At 71.1% G+C, this 17,505-nt stretch carries 12 protein-coding genes, 1 tRNA gene and 1 other RNA gene; 10 read left to right on the top strand and 4 right to left on the bottom strand.

Translation table 11 applies throughout. The annotated features are described in order from the left end of the window. Nucleotides 1–89: 89 nt before the first annotated feature. A tRNA-Ser gene (locus AC3EO4_RS08395) sits at nucleotides 90–177 on the bottom strand. Between the two features lie 83 nt (nucleotides 178–260). Here AC3EO4_RS08395 and ffs point away from each other — a divergent pair. Next, an RNA gene (gene ffs / locus AC3EO4_RS08390) (signal recognition particle sRNA small type) lies at nucleotides 261–356 on the top strand. Nucleotides 357–387: 31 nt separating this feature from the next. Continuing rightward, nucleotides 388–3,051 (top strand): DNA polymerase III subunit gamma and tau, encoded by a 2,664-nt coding sequence (locus tag AC3EO4_RS08385; protein WP_431894636.1) that lies wholly within the window; start codon nucleotides 388–390, stop codon nucleotides 3,049–3,051. Between the two features lie 401 nt (nucleotides 3,052–3,452). Here AC3EO4_RS08385 and AC3EO4_RS08380 read toward each other — a convergent pair whose 3' ends face one another. Further along, on the bottom strand, nucleotides 3,453–4,832 hold the full coding sequence (locus AC3EO4_RS08380) for a helix-turn-helix domain-containing protein (RefSeq protein ID WP_431894634.1): 1,380 nt from the start codon (nucleotides 4,830–4,832) through the stop codon (nucleotides 3,453–3,455). A gap of 332 nt (nucleotides 4,833–5,164) precedes the next feature. Between AC3EO4_RS08380 and AC3EO4_RS08375 the strand changes: the two genes are divergently transcribed. The 5 genes from AC3EO4_RS08375 (at nucleotide 5,165) to AC3EO4_RS08355 (ending at nucleotide 9,055) form a co-directional block, all read left to right on the top strand. After that, the gene (locus AC3EO4_RS08375; protein ID WP_379572898.1) at nucleotides 5,165–5,515 is read left to right on the top strand and encodes a YbaB/EbfC family nucleoid-associated protein; all 351 of its coding nucleotides are present in this window, start codon (nucleotides 5,165–5,167) and stop codon (nucleotides 5,513–5,515) included. Between the two features lie 3 nt (nucleotides 5,516–5,518). Next, nucleotides 5,519–6,118 carry a recombination mediator RecR gene (recR, locus tag AC3EO4_RS08370; RefSeq protein WP_379572899.1) on the top strand — a complete coding sequence of 200 codons (600 nt, stop codon included), beginning with the start codon at nucleotides 5,519–5,521 and terminating at the stop codon, nucleotides 6,116–6,118. After that, the gene (locus tag AC3EO4_RS08365) at nucleotides 6,111–6,641 is read left to right on the top strand and encodes a DUF5063 domain-containing protein (protein ID WP_358132987.1); all 531 of its coding nucleotides are present in this window, start codon (nucleotides 6,111–6,113) and stop codon (nucleotides 6,639–6,641) included. Before recR ends, AC3EO4_RS08365 begins: the two co-directional genes overlap by 8 nt. 84 nt (nucleotides 6,642–6,725) lie before the next feature. Beyond that, nucleotides 6,726–8,000 carry an aspartate kinase gene (locus AC3EO4_RS08360; protein WP_379572900.1) on the top strand — a complete coding sequence of 425 codons (1,275 nt, stop codon included), beginning with the start codon at nucleotides 6,726–6,728 and terminating at the stop codon, nucleotides 7,998–8,000. Next, nucleotides 7,997–9,055, top strand: coding sequence for an aspartate-semialdehyde dehydrogenase (locus AC3EO4_RS08355; protein ID WP_431894631.1), 1,059 nt, complete (start codon nucleotides 7,997–7,999; stop codon nucleotides 9,053–9,055). The genes AC3EO4_RS08360 and AC3EO4_RS08355 overlap by 4 nt, the downstream gene beginning before the upstream one ends. A 657-nt stretch (nucleotides 9,056–9,712) precedes the next feature. On the opposite strand, the gene AC3EO4_RS08350 is transcribed toward AC3EO4_RS08355, so the two are convergent. After that, nucleotides 9,713–10,402, bottom strand: a complete 690-nt coding sequence (locus AC3EO4_RS08350; RefSeq protein WP_431894629.1) for a hypothetical protein — start codon at nucleotides 10,400–10,402, stop codon at nucleotides 9,713–9,715. A gap of 114 nt (nucleotides 10,403–10,516) precedes the next feature. Between AC3EO4_RS08350 and AC3EO4_RS08345 the strand changes: the two genes are divergently transcribed. Then, nucleotides 10,517–11,185: a TetR/AcrR family transcriptional regulator gene (locus AC3EO4_RS08345; protein ID WP_431894627.1), complete on the top strand. Its 669-nt coding sequence runs from the start codon at nucleotides 10,517–10,519 to the stop codon at nucleotides 11,183–11,185. 1,174 nt (nucleotides 11,186–12,359) lie between these two features. Here AC3EO4_RS08345 and AC3EO4_RS08340 read toward each other — a convergent pair. Beyond that, nucleotides 12,360–12,593, bottom strand: coding sequence for a hypothetical protein (locus tag AC3EO4_RS08340; protein ID WP_379572903.1), 234 nt, complete (start codon nucleotides 12,591–12,593; stop codon nucleotides 12,360–12,362). 2,129 nt (nucleotides 12,594–14,722) lie between these two features. Here AC3EO4_RS08340 and AC3EO4_RS08335 point away from each other — a divergent pair. Both AC3EO4_RS08335 and AC3EO4_RS08330 read left to right on the top strand, forming a co-directional pair. Then, nucleotides 14,723–15,673, top strand: coding sequence for an LLM class F420-dependent oxidoreductase (locus AC3EO4_RS08335; RefSeq protein ID WP_431894625.1), 951 nt, complete (start codon nucleotides 14,723–14,725; stop codon nucleotides 15,671–15,673). 406 nt (nucleotides 15,674–16,079) lie between these two features. After that, a complete protein-coding gene (locus AC3EO4_RS08330; RefSeq protein ID WP_431894623.1) occupies nucleotides 16,080–17,495 on the top strand; it encodes an amidase in 1,416 nt (471 codons plus the stop codon). The last annotated feature ends 10 nt before the right edge of the window (nucleotides 17,496–17,505 follow it).

The following is a 17,505-nucleotide window of genomic DNA, read 5'->3' as shown; positions in this document are numbered from 1 at the left end:
AAATGGTCGCATGTCCCTCAACTGAGACGGAAACTGAGACGGAGCGTCAGAGGGGTCATGCCTCGGTGTGAAGCATGACCCCTCTGAGCTGGCGGAGGATGGGGGATTTGAACCCCCGATAGGTTGCCCTATACACGCTTTCCAAGCGTGCGCCCTCGGCCACTAGGCGAATCCTCCGTCGAGAAGCTTACCGGACTCTTCATGGTGAAGAGACCACGATTTAGCGGGAGCGAGCACTGCCGTACGGGGCTAGACTGTCCAGGGACCCCTCGCGTGGCGTCATCCTGTGAACCTCCCCAGGGCCGGAAGGCAGCAAGGATAAGCGGGCTCTGGCGGGTGTGCGAGGGGTCTCTTCATTGAAAGCCCCCTCGCAGGCGGGATGGTCGCATGAGTCTTGCGCTTTACCGCAAGTACCGGCCCGGAACCTTCGCTGAGGTCAAGGGTCAGGAGCACGTCACCGATCCCTTGCGGCAGGCGCTTCGCACCGGCCGGATCAACCACGCGTACCTCTTCAGCGGCCCCCGAGGGTGTGGCAAGACCTCCAGCGCGCGCATCCTGGCCCGCTCACTCAACTGCGAGAAAGGCCCCACGCCCGACCCCTGTGGCGAGTGCGAGTCCTGCGTGGCGCTCGCCCCCACCGGTCCTGGCCACCTCGACGTCATCGAGATCGACGCGGCCTCCCACGGCGGCGTCGACGACGCGCGCGACCTGCGTGAGCGGGCGTTCTTCGCCCCGGTCTCCGCCCGCTTCAAGATCTACATCATCGACGAGGCGCACATGGTGACCCGCGAGGGTTTCAACGCGCTGCTCAAGCTCGTCGAGGAGCCCCCACCGCACCTGAAGTTCATCTTCGCGACGACCGAGCCGGAAAAGGTCATCGGCACGATCAAGTCGCGGACCCACCACTACCCGTTCAGGCTGATGCCGCCCGCGACGCTCAAGGCGCTGATGGAGGAGATCCTCACCGCCGAGAGCGTCCCTTTCGAGCCTGCGGCGCTGCCGATGGTCGTGCGCGCGGGCGCGGGCTCCGCGCGTGACTCGCTGTCCATCCTCGACCAGCTCCTCGCGGGCGCAGAGGACGACGGCATCACCTACGCCAAGGCCGTCTCGCTGCTCGGCTACACCGACGGCGACCTGCTCGACGAGGTGGTCGACGCCTTCGCCAGGCGCGACGGCGCGGCGGTCTTCCAGACGGTCAACAGGGTGATCGAGGGCGGCCACGACCCCAGGAGGTTCGCCGCCGACCTCCTCGAACGTTTCCGCGACCTCGTCATCCTCGCCAACGTCCCCGAGGCGGCCACCAGCGGCCTGCTCGACCGTCCCGCCGACGAGCTCGACCGGCTGGTCGCCCAGGCGGCCTCCATGGGGCCCGCCGAGCTGACGCGCGCCGCCGAGGTCTTCAACGCGGGCCTCACCGAGATGCGCGGCGCCACGTCGCCGCGGCTGCTGCTGGAGCTGATGTGCTCGCGGGTCCTGCTCCCGGGGGCCGCGCAGGGCGAGGCGGCCCTTCTCACCCGTCTCGAACGGCTCGAGCGCGGCGGGGTCGTCGCCCAGATGGCCGCCCGTTCGGTCCCCTCGTCGGGTACGGCAGGCGGCTCGGTGAGCATGCCGGCCGGTGGCGTCGCAGGCGACAGCTCCGGCACGCGGGCCGGGACGGCCGCGTCCGGCCCCTCTTTCGACGGAACGGCTCCGGGCGGCCACGGCGGTGGCGCTCGCGGTGCCGACGCGCACGGCGGGCCCGTGTCCGGTGCCCCCGCGTCCAGTGCTTCCCTGTCCGGCGTCCCCGCAGGCGGCGCCCCAGCGGGCGGCGTTTCGCCTGGTTCGGTCGCTGGTCCGGATGTCGACTGGCCCGAGCCCGTCCGGCCGGGTGCTCCCGCGCCGCAACCGGAGCCGGTCCACCACGCTCCGGCCCAGGCCCAGGCCCAGGCCCAGGCTCCTGCGGCGATGGGCGGTGCGGGCCCACTCCAGCAGCAGTGGCCCGCCGTCCTGGCCGCGCTGAAGCAGCGCAGCATCGTCGTCTGGGCGAACGTCAACACCAACGCCCAGGTCGTCGGCGTCGAGGGCAACGTGGTCACCCTCGGGTTCAGCCAGGTCGGCGCGATGAAGAACTTCACCGGCGGCGGCAAGGACGCGGTCGTGGCCGGTGCGCTCGGCGACGTGATGGGCGGAAACTGGCGGGTCGAGGCCGTCGTCGGCGGCTCTCCCCTTCCTCAGGCAGGACGCGGTCCCCAGCCGGGCCCCCGCGCCCAGACCGGCCCTTCGGCCCAGGGCGCCCCGCCTCCTCAGAGCAGCGGCACCTCCTCGCCGGCCGGCCCCTCCCACCAGGGCGGGCAGTCCCAGCAGGGCCGCTCCGCCGGCGGGTCGTCCTCTTCCGACGGGCCCGCCGCTTCTGACGACCCTTCCCCTGGCGGACCCGGCGCCTCGGGCGTTCCCGGTGGTCCTGCCTCCGCGGGTGGGCTCGGCGCAGGACAGGGCGGCCCGGGTTCTCCGGCCGGCGTGACATCGCAGGACGGCTCTGCCGCGCAGAGCGGGCAGGGTGACGCGTCGTGGGCTTCGGGACAGGCGAACGGCTCGCCGGCCGCGGCGGCCCAGTCGGCCGGATCCGCGCACACCGCGGCGACCGGAGCGGGGAACACCGGACCGGGCGGCGCGGCGCCGGCGGCCGGAGACGGTGCGGACGGTCAGGACCGGGAACGGCTGACGACCGACGAGTCGTGGCCCCAGGCGCCCGACGACCATGACTTCGGCACGCCGCCGATGCCGAGCCCCGCGCAGGCGACGAGCCGTACACCCAGTCCAGGGCTGGCCGCGGCGAGGTCGGCGGCCAAGGCGGCCGCGCAGGCCGGCCCTCGCACGCCCACCGCCCGGCAGGGTGGCGGCGGCAACGCGGGCGCGTGGCCCGACGCGATCCCAGGACGCAACCGCGGGCCCGAGTCCGATGAGGTCGACCCGCTCAACGACGCCAACGCGGACGTGGACGAGCTCAGCGGCATGGCCCTGCTCCAGCGCGAGCTCGGTGCCCAGATGATCGGCGAGATCGACCACACCTGACCGGCCACCCGGAAGGGCCGTTCCAGGCCACCCGGAAGGGCCGTTCTCGTCCGGCCGGAACCTCGGCGTCGCATCGAGCGCCCTGGACCGGTACCACGGGGTTCGACGGGCCCGCGTCGCGGCTGCGGGCCCCATGGATCTGGTGGGACGTGCGGTTCCGGGGCTTCCACTGGGGGCGGCGGCTCGCAGGGACTCGCCGGCCGTTGGAGCGAAGAAGATCTGGTGGAAACGGCGCCGGGGTGTGTGGCCCCGCTCTGTCGCGTGGTGGCGCGGGATGGCCTGCAATAGGGCGGCGCGGACGGCCGACGGAGGATTCGCGCGGTGAGGGGCCGTGCGGTGGAGCCCGTGTGGCGGTTCGCGCAGGGGTTTCCGTGGTGGGTTGAGCAGGGGTCCCGTGATGGTCAGGGGGAGAGGCGGGCGCGGGCGGCGGCGGCGCGGTGGTCGGTGAAGGGCAGGGTGGCGGCCACGCGTTCGAGGACCTGGAAGTCGTCGCGGCCGTTGACGGTCTGCGCGTACGTCCAGAGGTCGTCGGCGGAGCCACAGGTGAGCAGGCTGGTGCGGACCTGCACCTCGAGCTCGTCCCGCGCGCACCTGATCTCGGGAGACTCCGAGCGGGGCAGCAGCGGCCCTGTGTAGGCGCGGGCGACGGCGGTGGCGTCGTTGCCCGCGAGGAGCCGTCTCAGTTCGAGGAAGTCGGCGGCGACGGGCGCCACCAGCCGGTACGGCTTGGCCGCCACGGCCCCGCCGAGCTGGGTGCGCAGGCGGTAGATCTCGGCGCGGATGGTCGCCGGGTTCCCGTCGTCGCCGTAGAGGTAATAGGACAGTTGCTCCGCGGTGAGGCCGCGAGGGTGCAGGGCGAGCAGGGTCAGGATCTCGGCGTGACGCAGCGAGAGGGCCAGGAGGCGGTCGCCGTACCGGACCGTGGGCTGGCCTTCGCCGAGGAACGTGAGCCGCAGCGGCAGCGCCTCCGACGGCTCGGCGGGACGCAGCAGGAACCCGTCGAAGAACGGTTCGAGGATCCCCGCGGGACAGATGGCGGAGCTGGGCTCGGGCAGCTGGATACGCGCACCGAGCAGGCCCGCGGGATCGCCGGACAGGACCCGCCCTGTGGAGGTGACCAGGACGCCCGACCGGTGGAGCAGGGACTCGAACCGCCGGCGCAGGCGTTCGTCGCGTTCGTGCATCCTGAGCGCGAGCTGGGCTTCGGCGAGCCTGGCCGTGGTGGCGACCAGCGCGACGGTGGCGGGGTGGAGGCTCCGGGTGGTGCCGCTGACGTCGACGCAGCCGAGGACGGTGTCGGTGTCCGGGTCGATGATCGGCGCCGAACTGCACGACCAGCAGTGGAGCACGCGCAGCAGGTGCTCCTCCGAGTAGACGTGGACGGGTTTGCGGGTGGCGAGCGCCGTGCCGATGCCGTTCGTGCCGACCGAGTTCTCCGACCAGTGGTGTCCGTCGGCGAGGCCCACGAGGTCGGCGCGGCGCATGGTGCCGTGGTCGCCGTCGCGCCACAGGACGCTGCCTTCGGCGTCCGTCACGATCATGATGTGCTCGGACTCGTCCGCCATCTGCTTCAGGGTGTGGGCGAGCATGGGAAGCAGAGGCTGCAGGGGGTGCGCCCGGCGGACGTCCTTGATGAGAGCGCTGTCATAGACCAGCGGTGCCGTCTGACGCTCCGGATCGACGCCAGCCTCCATCGACCGCTGCCAGGAGGCGTTGATCAGCTGGCGCGGCGTTCCGACCCCTGTCTCCAGGATCCGGCGAAGCCGCCGACCGTAACTCATTGGCCACTCCAGGTAGTCATGCTGTACGGCGAAGCATCCGTGTTATCACCTCTCTCCGCAAGCCGTTCGGGGGATTGCTCAGGGTGATTGATCGCTCGCAACGTGTGTGCAACGTTGCTCTCACTAGCGTTCCCCCATCACGCCGGCGTGGTGCGGCCGCTCCTGTCGGTGTGATGGCCGGGTCCCGGACGCTGGAGGGGGGCTGGGACCCGGCCATGACGCCTCGTCCGTCCACAAAGTCGAAACGCATGTGCCTGCCAGTACATGTCGGCGCTCAGACACCGTAGGCTCGTGACAGTTACGGACGCGGAGCCGACGAGGAGCGCACGAAGGTGAACCCAGGGGATGTCAACCTGCAGCAGCTGCTGGAGCAGGCTCAGCTCATGCAGCAGCAGCTCGTGAGCGCCCAGCAGGAGCTCAACGACGCGCAGATCGAGGGCTCGGCCGGGGGCGGCCTTGTCACGGCCGTCGTCAACGGATCCGGCGAGCTGCTCGAGCTGAAGATCAATCCGAGTGTCGTCGACGCCGACGACCCGCAGGACACCGCCGACACGATCGCCGACCTGGTCATCGCGGCCGTTCGCGACGCCGTGCGCGCGGCGGCCGACCTGCAGCAGGAGAAGCTCGGCCCGCTGGCCCAGGGGCTCGGCGGCGGCGGTCTCGGCCAGCTTCCAGGGTTCTAGGCCATGTACGAAGGGGTCGTACAGAACCTGATCGACGAGCTGGGCATGCTGCCGGGCGTCGGTCCCAAGAGCGCGCAGCGGATCGCCTTCCACCTGCTCGCGGCCGATCCCGTCGACGTCAAGCGGCTGGCCCACGCTCTGCTCGAGGTCAAGGAGAAGGTCCGGTTCTGCCGCGTCTGCGGCAACGTCGCCTCGGAGGAGGAGTGCCGGATCTGCCGCGACGCGCGGCGCGACCCCCACGTGATCTGCGTGGTGGAGGAGTCGAAGGACGTCGTCGCGATCGAGAAGACGCGCGAGTTCCGCGGCACCTACCACGTGCTCGGCGGGGCGATCAGCCCGATCGACGGCGTCGGCCCCGACGACCTGCGTATTCGTGAGCTGATGACCCGGCTGGCCGACGGCCGGGTGACCGAGCTCATCCTCGCCACCGACCCCAATCTCGAGGGGGAGGCGACGGCGACCTATCTCGCCCGCCTGGTGAAGCCGATGGGCGTGAAAGTGACACGACTGGCCAGCGGCCTGCCTGTTGGTGGTGATCTCGAATACGCCGACGAGGTCACCCTTGGCCGCGCGTTCGAAGGACGGAGGCTGCTGGATGTCTGATCAGTGGAGCGTTCTCGCCGACGAGATCGCAGGGCACGCGCAGAACTATCTTGACGGCCTGAGCAGGGTGGCGGGCGGTGAGGGCGGCGACGCCATCTGGTCGTTGCTGCTTGTCGAGGTCGCGCAGGTGAGCCTGGCCGGCGCCCAGCTCGGTGCCAGCCAGGACGTCATCCTCTCCGGCAACTGGGAGCCGCCGCTGAGCGAGGATCCCGACGTCGACGGGGTCCGTACGGCACTGGCCGAACGCCTGGAGGCGGTGGACGACTACGCCGAGGTCTTCGACCCTTACAAGGACACCGCGGTCACGCCGTACCGGCTGTCCGACGACCTGACGGCCGTGGCCGCCGACCTCATCCACGGTCTGCGTCACTATCACGCGGGACGGCCGCACGAGGCGTTGTGGTGGTGGCAGTACTCCTACTTCAACACGTGGGGCAATCACGCGGGCGCCGCCATGCGCGCACTTCAGGCGCTCGCCGCGCACACCCGCCTGGATGTGGCGGAAGAGGCGCTCTCCACCTGAATGTCCACATAGTGGGCTGAACCTCCGGGTCCATGAGAGGCCGCCAGTAGACTGGCAGCTCACAGTCCAGACTGGGAGACTCTCGTGGCGCTCGTTGTGCAAAAGTACGGTGGTTCATCCGTCGCCGACGCGTCCTGCATCAAGCGGGTCGCGCAGCGGATCGTCGCGACGAAAAAAGCCGGCAACGAGGTCGTCGTCATCGTCTCCGCGATGGGTGACACGACGGACGAACTGCTCGATCTGGCAGAGCAGGTGTCGCCGCTGCCTCCGGGCCGCGAACTCGACATGCTGCTGACCGCGGGAGAGCGCATCTCGATGGCCCTGCTGGCGATGGCGATCGCCAACCTGGGCCACGAAGCGCGCTCGTTCACCGGCTCCCAGGCGGGCGTGATCACCGACTCCACGCACGGCAAGGCGCGCATCATCGACGTGACGCCGAGCCGTATCCGTGAGGCGCTCGACGAAGGCCAGATCGCGATCGTGGCCGGATTCCAGGGCGTCTCGCAGGACACCAAGGACATCACGACGCTCGGCCGCGGTGGTTCCGACACCACCGCGGTGGCGCTGGCGGCGGCCCTGTCGGCCGACGTCTGCGAGATCTACACCGACGTCGACGGCATCTACACCGCCGACCCGCGCATCGTGCCGCAGGCGCAGCAGATCCCCAGGATCTCCTACGAGGAGATGATGGAGATGGCGGCCTGCGGGGCGAAAATCCTGCACCTGCGCTGTGTCGAGTACGCTCGCAGGTTCAACCTGCCGATCCACGTGCGCAGCTCTTTCAGCACCAAGGAAGGCACGTGGGTCGTGGCCGACCCTTACACCGAAGGAACCGAGATGGAGCAGCCGATCATCTCCGGCGTCGCGCACGACCGGAGCGAGGCCAAGATCACCGTTGTCGGTGTCCCCGACAAGGTCGGAGAGGCTGCCGCCATCTTCAAAACGCTGTCCGAAGCCGAGATCAACATCGACATGATCGTGCAGAACGTCTCGGCTGCCGCGACCGGCCGTACCGACATCTCCTTCACGCTTCCCGCGACGGACAGCCAGACGGCGCTGGCCTCGCTCAAGCGCATCCAGGACCAGGTCGGTTTCGAATCGCTGCAGTACGACGACCAGATCGGCAAGGTGTCGCTGGTCGGCGCGGGCATGCGCTCGCACCCGGGTGTCACCGCGACCTTCTTCGCCGCCATCGCGGACGCGGGGGTCAACATCGAGATGATCTCCACCTCGGAGATCCGCATCTCGGTGATCGTGGGTCAGGACGGCGTCGACGCGGCGGTCGCCGCGGCGCACCGCGCCTTCGACCTCGACTCGGACCAGGTTGAAGCAGTGGTGTACGGAGGTAGCGGACGATGAGCAGGCCCACCCTTGCCCTGATCGGGGCGACAGGTGCCGTGGGCACCGTGATGCGAGAGCTGGTGTCGACCAGGGAGGACATCTGGGGCGAGATCCGCCTCGTCGCCTCCGCCCGCAGCGCGGGCAAGGTCCTCCAGGTCCGCGGCGAGGACGTCGTCGTCCAGGCGCTCGCGCCCGAGGTGTTCGACGGCGTCGACATCGCCATCTTCGACGTCCCCGACGAGGTGTCGGCCGAGTGGGTGCCGATCGCCGCCGAGCGGGGCGCGATCGCCATCGACAAGTCCGGCACGTTCCGGATGGAGCCCGACGTCCCGCTGGTCGTCCCCGAGGTGAACCCGCTCGACGCCCGCGACAGGCCGCGCAACATCATCTCGACGCCCAACTGCACCACGCTGTCGATGATGGCCGCCATCGGCGCCCTGCACGCCGAGTACACGCTCAAGGAGCTCGTCGTCGCCTCCTACCAGGCGGTGTCGGGCGCAGGCGTGGCCGGTCCCGCGCGCCTGTACGACGAGATCGAGGCGCTGGCGGGCGACCGCTCCGTCGGCCAGGCGGCCGGTGACGTGCGCAAGGCGCTGGCCAACAAGCTCGACGCCGACTCGCCGTTCCCCGCGCCGATCGCGTTCAACGTGGTGCCGTGGGCGGGTTCCTTCAAGGACGGCGGCTGGGCCTCCGAAGAGCTGAAGCTGCGCAACGAGTCGCGCAAGATCCTCGGCATCCCCGACCTGAAGGTGTCGGCGACCTGCGTGCGGGTGCCCGTCATCACGACGCACTCGCTGGCCGTCCACGCCAGGTTCGAGCGCGAGATCACCGTGGCCGACGCGCACCGCATCCTGGAGGCGGCGCCGACCGTGGTCCTCATGGACGACCCGGCCAACGGCGTGTGGCCCACGCCGGTGGACGTGGTGGGTACCGACCCGACCTACATCGGGCGGATCCGCCAGGCGGTCGACTTCCCGAACACGCTCGACATGTTCGTGTGCGGCGACAACCTGCGCAAGGGCGCGGCCCTGAACGCGGCGGAGATCGCCGAACTGGTGGCCACGGAGCTCTGACCCCGTCCGGCGCACGATCGGCTCTCTGAAGGACCCCCGGCCGACCGGCCGGGGGTCCTTCGCTTTCCTCCACGTCCTTCCGGTTCGTACATGTCCTGCGTGGCCTGCCGGGCTCCCGGGCGGGTCCTCTCCCGCAGCCCGCCGCGCCCGTGCCTGTCCGGCCCGGGGCTTTCTCCTGTACGGCGGCCCGGGGCTTTCTCTCCTGTACGGCAAGCCGTGCCACGCGCCTACGTGGTCACCGGCCGGTGCCCGTCCAGGGGACGCTTCCCGTGCGCCGCCCCACCCGCCGCGACGGACCCCGTTGAGGGACCCCGTCGTGGGTCGCTGCCGAGGGGCCTCGCCGAGGATCTCTGCCCAGGGCCCTCTGCCCAGGGACCCCTGTTGCGGGATTCCTGGTGACGGGCGCCGTCGCGGCGGGAACCGGAGTCCTGCTGGGCGGCGCGCCTTCGACGGACGGGACCACGCGCCTGCGGAGGCGCGAGACCGGCTTGCCGTAACGGAGGCCTGCCGGACAGAGGCTCGCCCGACGAGAAGGCCCGCAGGGAGGTCCGGACGTGTGGACCCTCGGCTGAGAGGACCGGCGGAGAGGCCCCTCGAATGAGAGGGTCTGCCGGATGAGAGGGCCGCGCGGAGAGCGCCGCTGGTCAGAGCGGCACGTCAGCGGAACAGGATGTCCCAGTGGTCGGACTCACTGGCGAAGACGGTGCCCGTGTCCGAGCGGTACAGCGCCGACCCGTCGGAGCGCACGCCCGCCCGGTCATAGGTGCTGGTGATGTAGTCGTCGATGCACCGGTTGTGGCGGATGTCCAGCTTGTAGCCCGCCCCGTGACTGTAGCGGCCGGGCGCGTGCCCCGCCTCCGTGCCACCAGTGACCGTGATCTTGCAGCCGCTGTTCAGCTTCAGGTCGATCGCCCCCGTGACCGTGGAGGATCTGACCGCCTGCAGCGATGTGCACACGCGGTTGCCCTTGTCGATGCAGCCGCCGCTGGACTTCCAGCGCAGGCCCGCCGAGGACAGTCTGTCCATGGCGAACGTGTGCGAGACGCGCGCCGCCCCACGTGGCATGGCGCGCGACAGGTCGACCTTCGGTTGCTCGGCCGCCCCTGTGTACCAGCGGGCGACCCGGATGACGCCTTGTAGCTCATATGTTCTGACGATCGGCGGTCGCGCCTCGACGACGTCCTCCTCAAGGGTCGAGGCAGGCCGCACTGGAGCCGCCGAAGCCGCAGCCGACAGCGCGATGATGCAGGTCTGTATGGCGATGAGCGCGGCGATTGAGAGCCGCACCAACCAACGTATCCACATGTGATGGCCTTTTTCGCGGAGTTGCCCTTCCGCCCGAATCATCAATGCCACACTTCAGCCCGGATGATCCCTCCTCCGAAGCGATCTTTACCGTGTGGCGGTGATCACCGTGCGGCTCCATGACCTCACGCCGCTGACTAACGTAAAGTGACGAGCGTGTCCGAACCCCGAACCCGAGGATCGGAGAGCACCCGAGAGCTCATCGTCGAGACGGCCCTGCGCCTGTTCAGGGAACGCGGCTTCGATGCCACCACGATGCGGGCCATCGCGACGGAGGCGGGGGTCTCCGTAGGTAACGCCTACTACTACTTCGCCTCCAAGGACGAGCTGGTGCAGGCGTACTACGACCGTGCCCAGATCGCGCACGAGGAGGCCTGCCGCGAGCTGCTGGCCACCGAGCGCTCGTTCGCGGCCAGGCTGACGGGCGTGCTCAGGGAGTGGGTACGGGTGTCGGAGCCGTACCACGAGTTCGCGGTGAAGTTCTTCAAGCACGCCGCCGAGCCCACCAACCCGCTCAGCCCGTTCAGCGCCCAGTCGACGCCCGCCCGCGAGGCGTCCATCGCCATCTACCGGCAGGTGGTCGAAGGCTCGCGTGACCGCATGGACGCCGAACTGCGCGAGGAACTGCCCGAGCTGCTGTGGCTGATGTCCATGGGGATCGTCCTGTACTGGGTGCACGACACCTCTCCCGGGTGCGAGCGCACCTACCGGCTCATCGAGGTGAGCGTGCCGCTCGTCGACCGGCTCGTCGGCATGTCCCACCTGCCCGGCCTGCGCGGCATCACCAAGGACTTCATCGCGGCGGTCCACGAGCTCAGGGCCTGATCGGACGGACTACTCCACGTAGCCGCTGGGGCTGTGGCGAGCACGGAGTGGATGGCGCTGGTGGCGGCCTCGTGCCGGTCGTGCCGCGGTGCCCAGGACACGTCGTTGGAGCAGCGGGCCGTGCCTCGCACCTGCCGACCGGTACCCCGGCCGAGATGCCCGTCAGGTGTCGCCACGTCGGTGAAGCGGCCCCGCCCGTGGCACGGGGTGGCGGAGCCGGTCCTGAGGCGTCTTGAGGAGCCGCAGATGGCGTAGCCGGCCCCCTGAGGCCGTCTGAGGAGCCGCGGGTCGATGGCAGCCGGTCTTGGGGCCGTCCACGAGGCCGCACGGCGGCTGGGGCCGGTCTGGGGCGTTCACGAGGCCGCTCGGCGGCTGGGGCCGGTTCTGGGGTCGTCTGAGAAGCGACGTATCGGCTGTGGCTGGTCCTGTCTGGGGGCGTCTGAGGAGCCACTGGCCGGCTTGGGTCGTTCACCAGGCCATGCGGCGGCTGGGTCCGGTTCTGGAGGGCGTCTGAGGAGCCATGGGTTGGCGGCCGGTCCGTTCGCGGGTCGTCCAAGCGGAAGGGGACCACAGGATGGCGGCGGTCGTCTCTGTCACGCGCCATGCCTGGTGCGGACGTCGGCTGCGCGCCGACGGCATGACGGAGGGGTGCTGAGGCCACCCGGAGCCCAGGGGCCGACTGACCCCCGGGCAGGGTTCAACGAAGCGCCCCGCATGCCGACTCGATCCGTGTCGCGCCTGTCCATGGAGCGCGTCACATGCCGATCTGACGCGCGTCGCCTCTGCCTGCTGAGCGCGCGCCATATGCCAGCCTGACGCGCGTCGCCCTTGCCTGCTGAGCGCGCGATATGCCAGCGTGACGCGCGTCGCGCCCCTGAGCGCTGAGCGTGTCGCATGCCGTCGCCCCTGAGTGCTGAATGTGTCGCATGCTGTCGTCTTTGCGTTTTGCGCGCGTCACATGTCGAGCTGGCTGGCGTCGCGCCGATCCACCGAGCGGGTCAGAGGCTGGGCTGACCCGCGTGGTGTCTGCCTGCGGAGCGGGTCAGAGAATGACCTGATCCGCGTCGAGCGTGCCTGTGGAACGCCTCGGAGGCCGACCTCACGTGCGTGGTGTCAGCCTGCGAAGCGCTTCCCAGGGTGAGCGTGACCTGCGTGGCGTCTGCTTGCGGAGAGGTCACAGGTTGGTCTGACGTGCGTCGCGCCTGCGTGCGCGGCCGCGGGCGCCCACGCTGCGGCGGCCGCTCAGGAACGAGACCACGCCCACCACCGCCGCTCCGACGAGGACCACCACGACCATCGGGGTCTGGTCGAGGCCCTCACTCCGGGCCGCGAACCAACCGGTGACCGAGGAATGCTCTCTCCTGCCCTCCGCCGGCTCGTCCGGTGTCGAGGCATCGGCTTGCACCACGGTCCGGACGGCTGGGGCCGGTTCTGGGGACTGCTGTGGCCTGGCTTGTGGAACCGGCGCTTGGCTGTCGACGTCCTGCACGGGCGGCTGGACGATGGCTGACCGCGCCTCCGGGGCCGGCTGCTGTGGCCACGCTGCTTGCTGAGGTAGCGCCTGCTGTGGCCATGCCGCTGGTTGAGGCGCCGCCTGCTGTGGCCATGCTGCTTGTTGAGGTGCCGCCTGCTGAGGTGCCGCTTGCTGGAGCCATACCGGGTCGGCCGCCCGCGTCGGGGCGGGTGGGGACATCGGCGCGGCGGCGGGTGCGGTCGCACCGGTCGCCGCCGGGGCCGAGGCTTGGGCGGGTATGACCGTTCCCGCGGCCGCGGCCGTGCCTATGGATGGGGCTGTCCCCATGGAAAGAGTCGTCCCCGTGGAAGGTGCTGTCCCTGTGGATGGGGCCGTGCCTGTGGATGGGACTGTCCCCGTGGAGGCGACCGTGCCTGTGGATGGGACTGTCCCCGTGGATGGGGCCGTGCCTGTGGATGGGACTGTCCCCGTGGAGGCGACCGCGCCTGCGGAGGGGGCCGTGCCTGTGGATGCCGCGCCCGTGCCGGTGGTTGTCGTGCTCGTGCCGGTGGCTGCCACACCCGTGCCGGTGGCTGTCGTGTCGGTGGACGTCGTGCCCATGGGTGCCGTGCCCGTCGATGTTGTCGTGGCCGGCGTGTTCGGGCCGCCGGTGACGAATGCGGTGACGAGGGCTGTGACGGGTCCGGTGGCGCGGGGCTGGTCAGGTGCCGGGGCCTCCGCTCCCGCCGGCATGGAGGCCGGTGTGCTCGGATGGACGGCGAGGGGCATCACGACCATCGGGCGAGGCGGAGCGAACGGTGGGAAGAGCGTCAGCGGGTTGGTGCCGACAGGACGCGGCGGGATCGCCGGCTGGAGCGCGACGGTGGGCCGGTTCGGGGCCGTCGGCTGGAGCATCCCGGAGGGTGTGGGAACAGCCGGTGGGAGCGCCGCGGCAGGAGCCGGAGCAGGAGCGGGCGCCTGGGCCGCCGGTTGGACCGCCGGGGCGGGTGCCGGGGCCGCTGGTTGGGCGGCCGGGGCGGGTGCCGGGGGCGCTGGCTGGACGGCTGGGGCGGGAGCGGGTTGGACAGGTGCGGCGGGTGCCTGGGCCGCCGGTTGGACCGCTGGAGCGGGTGCCGGATCCGCTGGTCGAACGGCCGGAGCGGGTGCCGGATCCGCTGGTCGAACGGCCGGAGCGGGTGCCGGGGGCACTGGCTGGACGGCTGGGGCGGGAGCGGGCTGGACAGGTGCGGCGGGTGCCTGGGCCGCCGGTTGGACCGCTGGAGCGGGTGCCGGATCCGCTGGTCGAACGGCCGGGGCGGGAGCCGGGGCTACGGGTCGAACGGCTGGATCGGGAGCTGGGGCCGCCGGATCGGAAGCCGGGGCTGCCGGTGGGGCGGCCGGGGTGGGAGCCTGGGTCGCCGACTGGACCGCCGGGGCGGGAGCCTGGGCCGGTGGGGGCGCGACGGCAGAGACCAGGGCCGCTGGTGCGAGAGCCGCGAAGGAAGCCGGAACAGGAGCCGCGACGGGAGCGAGAGCCGGGACCTGCTCGGCCGGGCGGGCGAACGCGGGCCTGGGCGGCGGTACGGAGGTGAGCCCGGGAGGGAACGGCGGCCTGGGTCTGGTGTTCACCGCCGGCCGTGCCGGTGGCGGCGTCTCGCACGTGGCCAGGCCGAGCGTGGACAGGACGCCGCAGACGACCCCGCCCGCGATGGTGCACTCGCCGTCCTCGCAGGAGTACGGCCATGCGCTCGTCTCGATCCTGGGCAGCGAGATGCCGAGCTGCGTCAGGTCGATGGAGATGTCGGCGTCACATTCGTGCGCGCCCATGCCGATCAAGATGGCGGCAGTGGGGCACACCCGCTCAGGAAGCGGCGGAGGGGCCGCGGCGGCCCACGTGCCCACGGTGACCAGGGGCATGCTGAGCCCCGCCACCACTGCGAAAGCCAAAAGCCCTCGTCGTCTCACCGTGCCTGTTCTAGCACGTCAAAGCCTCAATGTCGGGAACCTGAAGATCCGCGTGGCGGCATACCGTCTGGTTGGTATGGTCCTGTGTAGTGACCCCGATCCCCGCAGGGAGACCAGCGATGACCCAGAACTGGGGCATGACGATCCCCTTCTTCGACCGCTCCCTCGCCGAGTCCAAGGATGTGATCGCCGGCCTGCCGGATCTCGGATACACCGACATCTGGTCGGCCGAGGTCAACGGCACCGACGCGTTCGTGCCGCTGGCGCTCGCGGCCGAGTGGGCGCGGGGGGCCAGGCTGGGCACCGCCATCGTGCCGGTGTTCACCCGCGGGCCGGGTCTGCTGGCCCAGTCGGCGGCGACGCTGGCCGACCTGGCGCCCGGCCGGTTCGTGCTCGGCATCGGGTCCTCGTCTCCGGCGATCGTGGAGCGGTGGAACGCCGTCGAGTTCGGCAAGCCGTACGCGAGGACGCGCGACACTCTGCGTTTCCTGAGGAAGGCTCTGGCGGGCGAGAAGGTGTCGGAACGGTACGAGACCTTCGAGGTGAAGGGCTTCAAACTGGAGCGGGCGCCCAAGGAGGCGCCGAAGATCGTGCTGGCGGCGCTGCGGCCGAGGATGCTCCACCTGGCCGCCGCCGAGGCGGACGGCGCGATCACCAACTGGCTGTCCCCCGAGGACGTACGGCGGGTGCGGGCCGAGATCGGCTCCTCGACCGAGCTGATCGCCCGGATCTTCGTGTGCGTGAGCGAGGACGCAGACAAGGTTCGCGAGATGGGCAGGTGGATGCTGGCCAGCTACCTGACCGTCCCCGCGTATGCGGCCTTCCACGACTGGCTGGGCAGGGCGGAGGTGCTGCGGCCGATGCACGAGGCGTGGGCGGCCGGAGATCGGCAGGCGGCGTTGAAGGCCATCCCCGATGAGGTCGTGGACGCGCTGATCGTCCACGGTGACGCGGCGACGTGCAAGGCGCGCGTGCGGGAGTACGTGGACAACGGGCTCGACACGCCGATCCTGGCCCCCATCCCCGGCGAGCTGCCCGTCCCCGAGGCCGTTCGCGCCCTGGCACCGTGATCCGGCACGCCGGAAGGTCCGCCACACGCGCAGGCCGGGCCTGCCGGCCGTTCCACACAGGGGCGTCTTCCACGGGCCGTGGGTGTGGGCCGCGCAGGTAGGTCTTCCACGGGCCGTGGGTGTGGGCCGCGCAGGAAGGTCCCACGGGCCGCGCGTGCGGGTCGCATCAGAGGGTCTTCCAAGAGCCCGGTCGGGCGGGTCGCGGCGGAGGGTCTGCCCGGGACGGCGGGGTGGGCCGGTGCGGGCATGAGGTTCGTCGCAGCCGGGGGAGGCCGTCCCAGGCGGGCGGCTGAGTGCGCCCTGACCCGCGCACCGGTCGCGATCTCCACGGGAACGCGGGGTTCCGCGCGGGCGGCGGCCGGGAGAGGGTGGGGTCGGCGAGGTTCGCGGCAGGAAGGAGACGCGTGTGGACGAGGTCCTGAGGCTGGACGCGGTCGGGCAGGCGCAGGCCGTGCGGGAGGGCCGGGTCAGTCCCCGGGAGCTGGTCGAGGCCGCCATCGCGAAGATCAGCGCGCACGACGCCGAGCTCAACACGGTCGTGCACCCGAGGTTCGAGCGGGCGCTTGCCGAGCTGGACGACCTTCAGGACGGCACGCCGTTCCGCGGGGTGCCGATCCTGGTGAAGGACCTCGGCTGGGCGCAGGCGGGCGAGCCGTACGGCGCGGGATCGAGCACGCTCGACGGCGTGGAGGTGTCCGATGACGCGCACGCGGTGACCCGGCTGCGGGAGGCGGGTTTCGTGATCCTGGGCCGGACGAACACGCCCGAGTTCGGCACCACGATCACGACCGAGCCGGCGGTGCACGGGCCCACCCGCAACCCGTACGATCTCGCCTACTCGGCGGGCGGCTCCAGCGGCGGGTCGGCGGCGGCCGTCGCGGCGGGCATGGTGGCGGTGGCGACGGCCAGCGACGGCGGCGGCTCGATCAGGATCCCCGCCGGCGCGTGCGGGCTCGTGGGCCTCAAGCCGACGAGGGGCCGTTCCAGCCACGGTCCCGCCCAAGGTGAGGGGTGGAGCGGCATGTCAACGCTCGGCCTGGTCAGCCGTACCGTCAGGGACACCGCCGCGGTGCTCGACCTGATCACGGGCTACGTGCACGGCGACCCCTACGCCGCGCCCGCGTTGCCGGGGCCGCTCGCGCGCGAGGTGCGGGCCGAGCCGGGCAGGCTGCGGATCGGGTTCGTGCGCGAGCATCCCCGAGAGGACGTGCCCTTCGAGCCGGAGCCCGCCGCCGCCGTCACGGGCGCGGCGGCGCTGCTCGAAAGGCTGGGGCACGAGGTCGAGGAGAGCTGGCCGGCGGCGCTCGGCGAATCGGACTTCGCGACGTTCTTCGGTGCGATCGTGTCCGCCAACGTGGCCGCCGAGCTGGAGAGCATCGGCAGGTGGCGCGGCAAGCCGGTGGAGCTGTCGGAGCTGGAGCCGCGCAACCAGGCGATGGCCGAGGCAGGGCGCAGGCGCACCGCGGTCGACCACATCCTCGCGCTGCAGTGGATCGACGGCTACCGCCGCAGGATGGCCTCCTGGTGGAGCGGCCACGACGTGCTGCTGGCCCCCACGCTCGGCATCCCGCCGTACCCGCTCGGCTGGTTCCCTCCTGACGACCTGAGCACCTCGTTCGGGCGGACGGGGCCCGCCGTCGCCTTCACCTCGCCGTTCAACGCGACGGGGCAGCCTGCCATCTCGCTGCCGCTGTACAGGACGGCCGAGGGGCTGCCCGTCGGCGTCCAACTGGTGGCCGCCGCCGGCAGGGAGGATCTCCTGGTACGGCTGGCCGCCCAGGTCGAGCGGGCGCACCCGTTCGTGCACTCGGCGCTACGTTAGGGAACCACGG

This window comes from Nonomuraea sp. bgisy101 (genome assembly GCF_057708945.1).
This window is presented reverse-complemented; position numbering and strand designations above follow the sequence as displayed.

What these genes read in the sequence shown, in the direction of transcription:
- recR (WP_379572899.1), top strand. Translation starts at nt 5,519, where the DNA reads ATGTACGAAGGGGTCGTACAGAACCTGATCGACGAGCTGGGCATGCTG.
- AC3EO4_RS08365 (WP_358132987.1), top strand. Translation starts at nt 6,111, where the DNA reads ATGTCTGATCAGTGGAGCGTTCTCGCCGACGAGATCGCAGGGCACGCG.
- AC3EO4_RS08350 (WP_431894629.1), bottom strand. Translation starts at nt 10,402, where the DNA reads ATGATTCGGGCGGAAGGGCAACTCCGCGAAAAAGGCCATCACATGTGG.
- AC3EO4_RS08385 (WP_431894636.1), top strand. Translation starts at nt 388, where the DNA reads ATGAGTCTTGCGCTTTACCGCAAGTACCGGCCCGGAACCTTCGCTGAG.
- AC3EO4_RS08355 (WP_431894631.1), top strand. Translation starts at nt 7,997, where the DNA reads ATGAGCAGGCCCACCCTTGCCCTGATCGGGGCGACAGGTGCCGTGGGC.
- AC3EO4_RS08380 (WP_431894634.1), bottom strand. Translation starts at nt 4,832, where the DNA reads ATGAGTTACGGTCGGCGGCTTCGCCGGATCCTGGAGACAGGGGTCGGA.
- AC3EO4_RS08335 (WP_431894625.1), top strand. Translation starts at nt 14,723, where the DNA reads ATGACCCAGAACTGGGGCATGACGATCCCCTTCTTCGACCGCTCCCTC.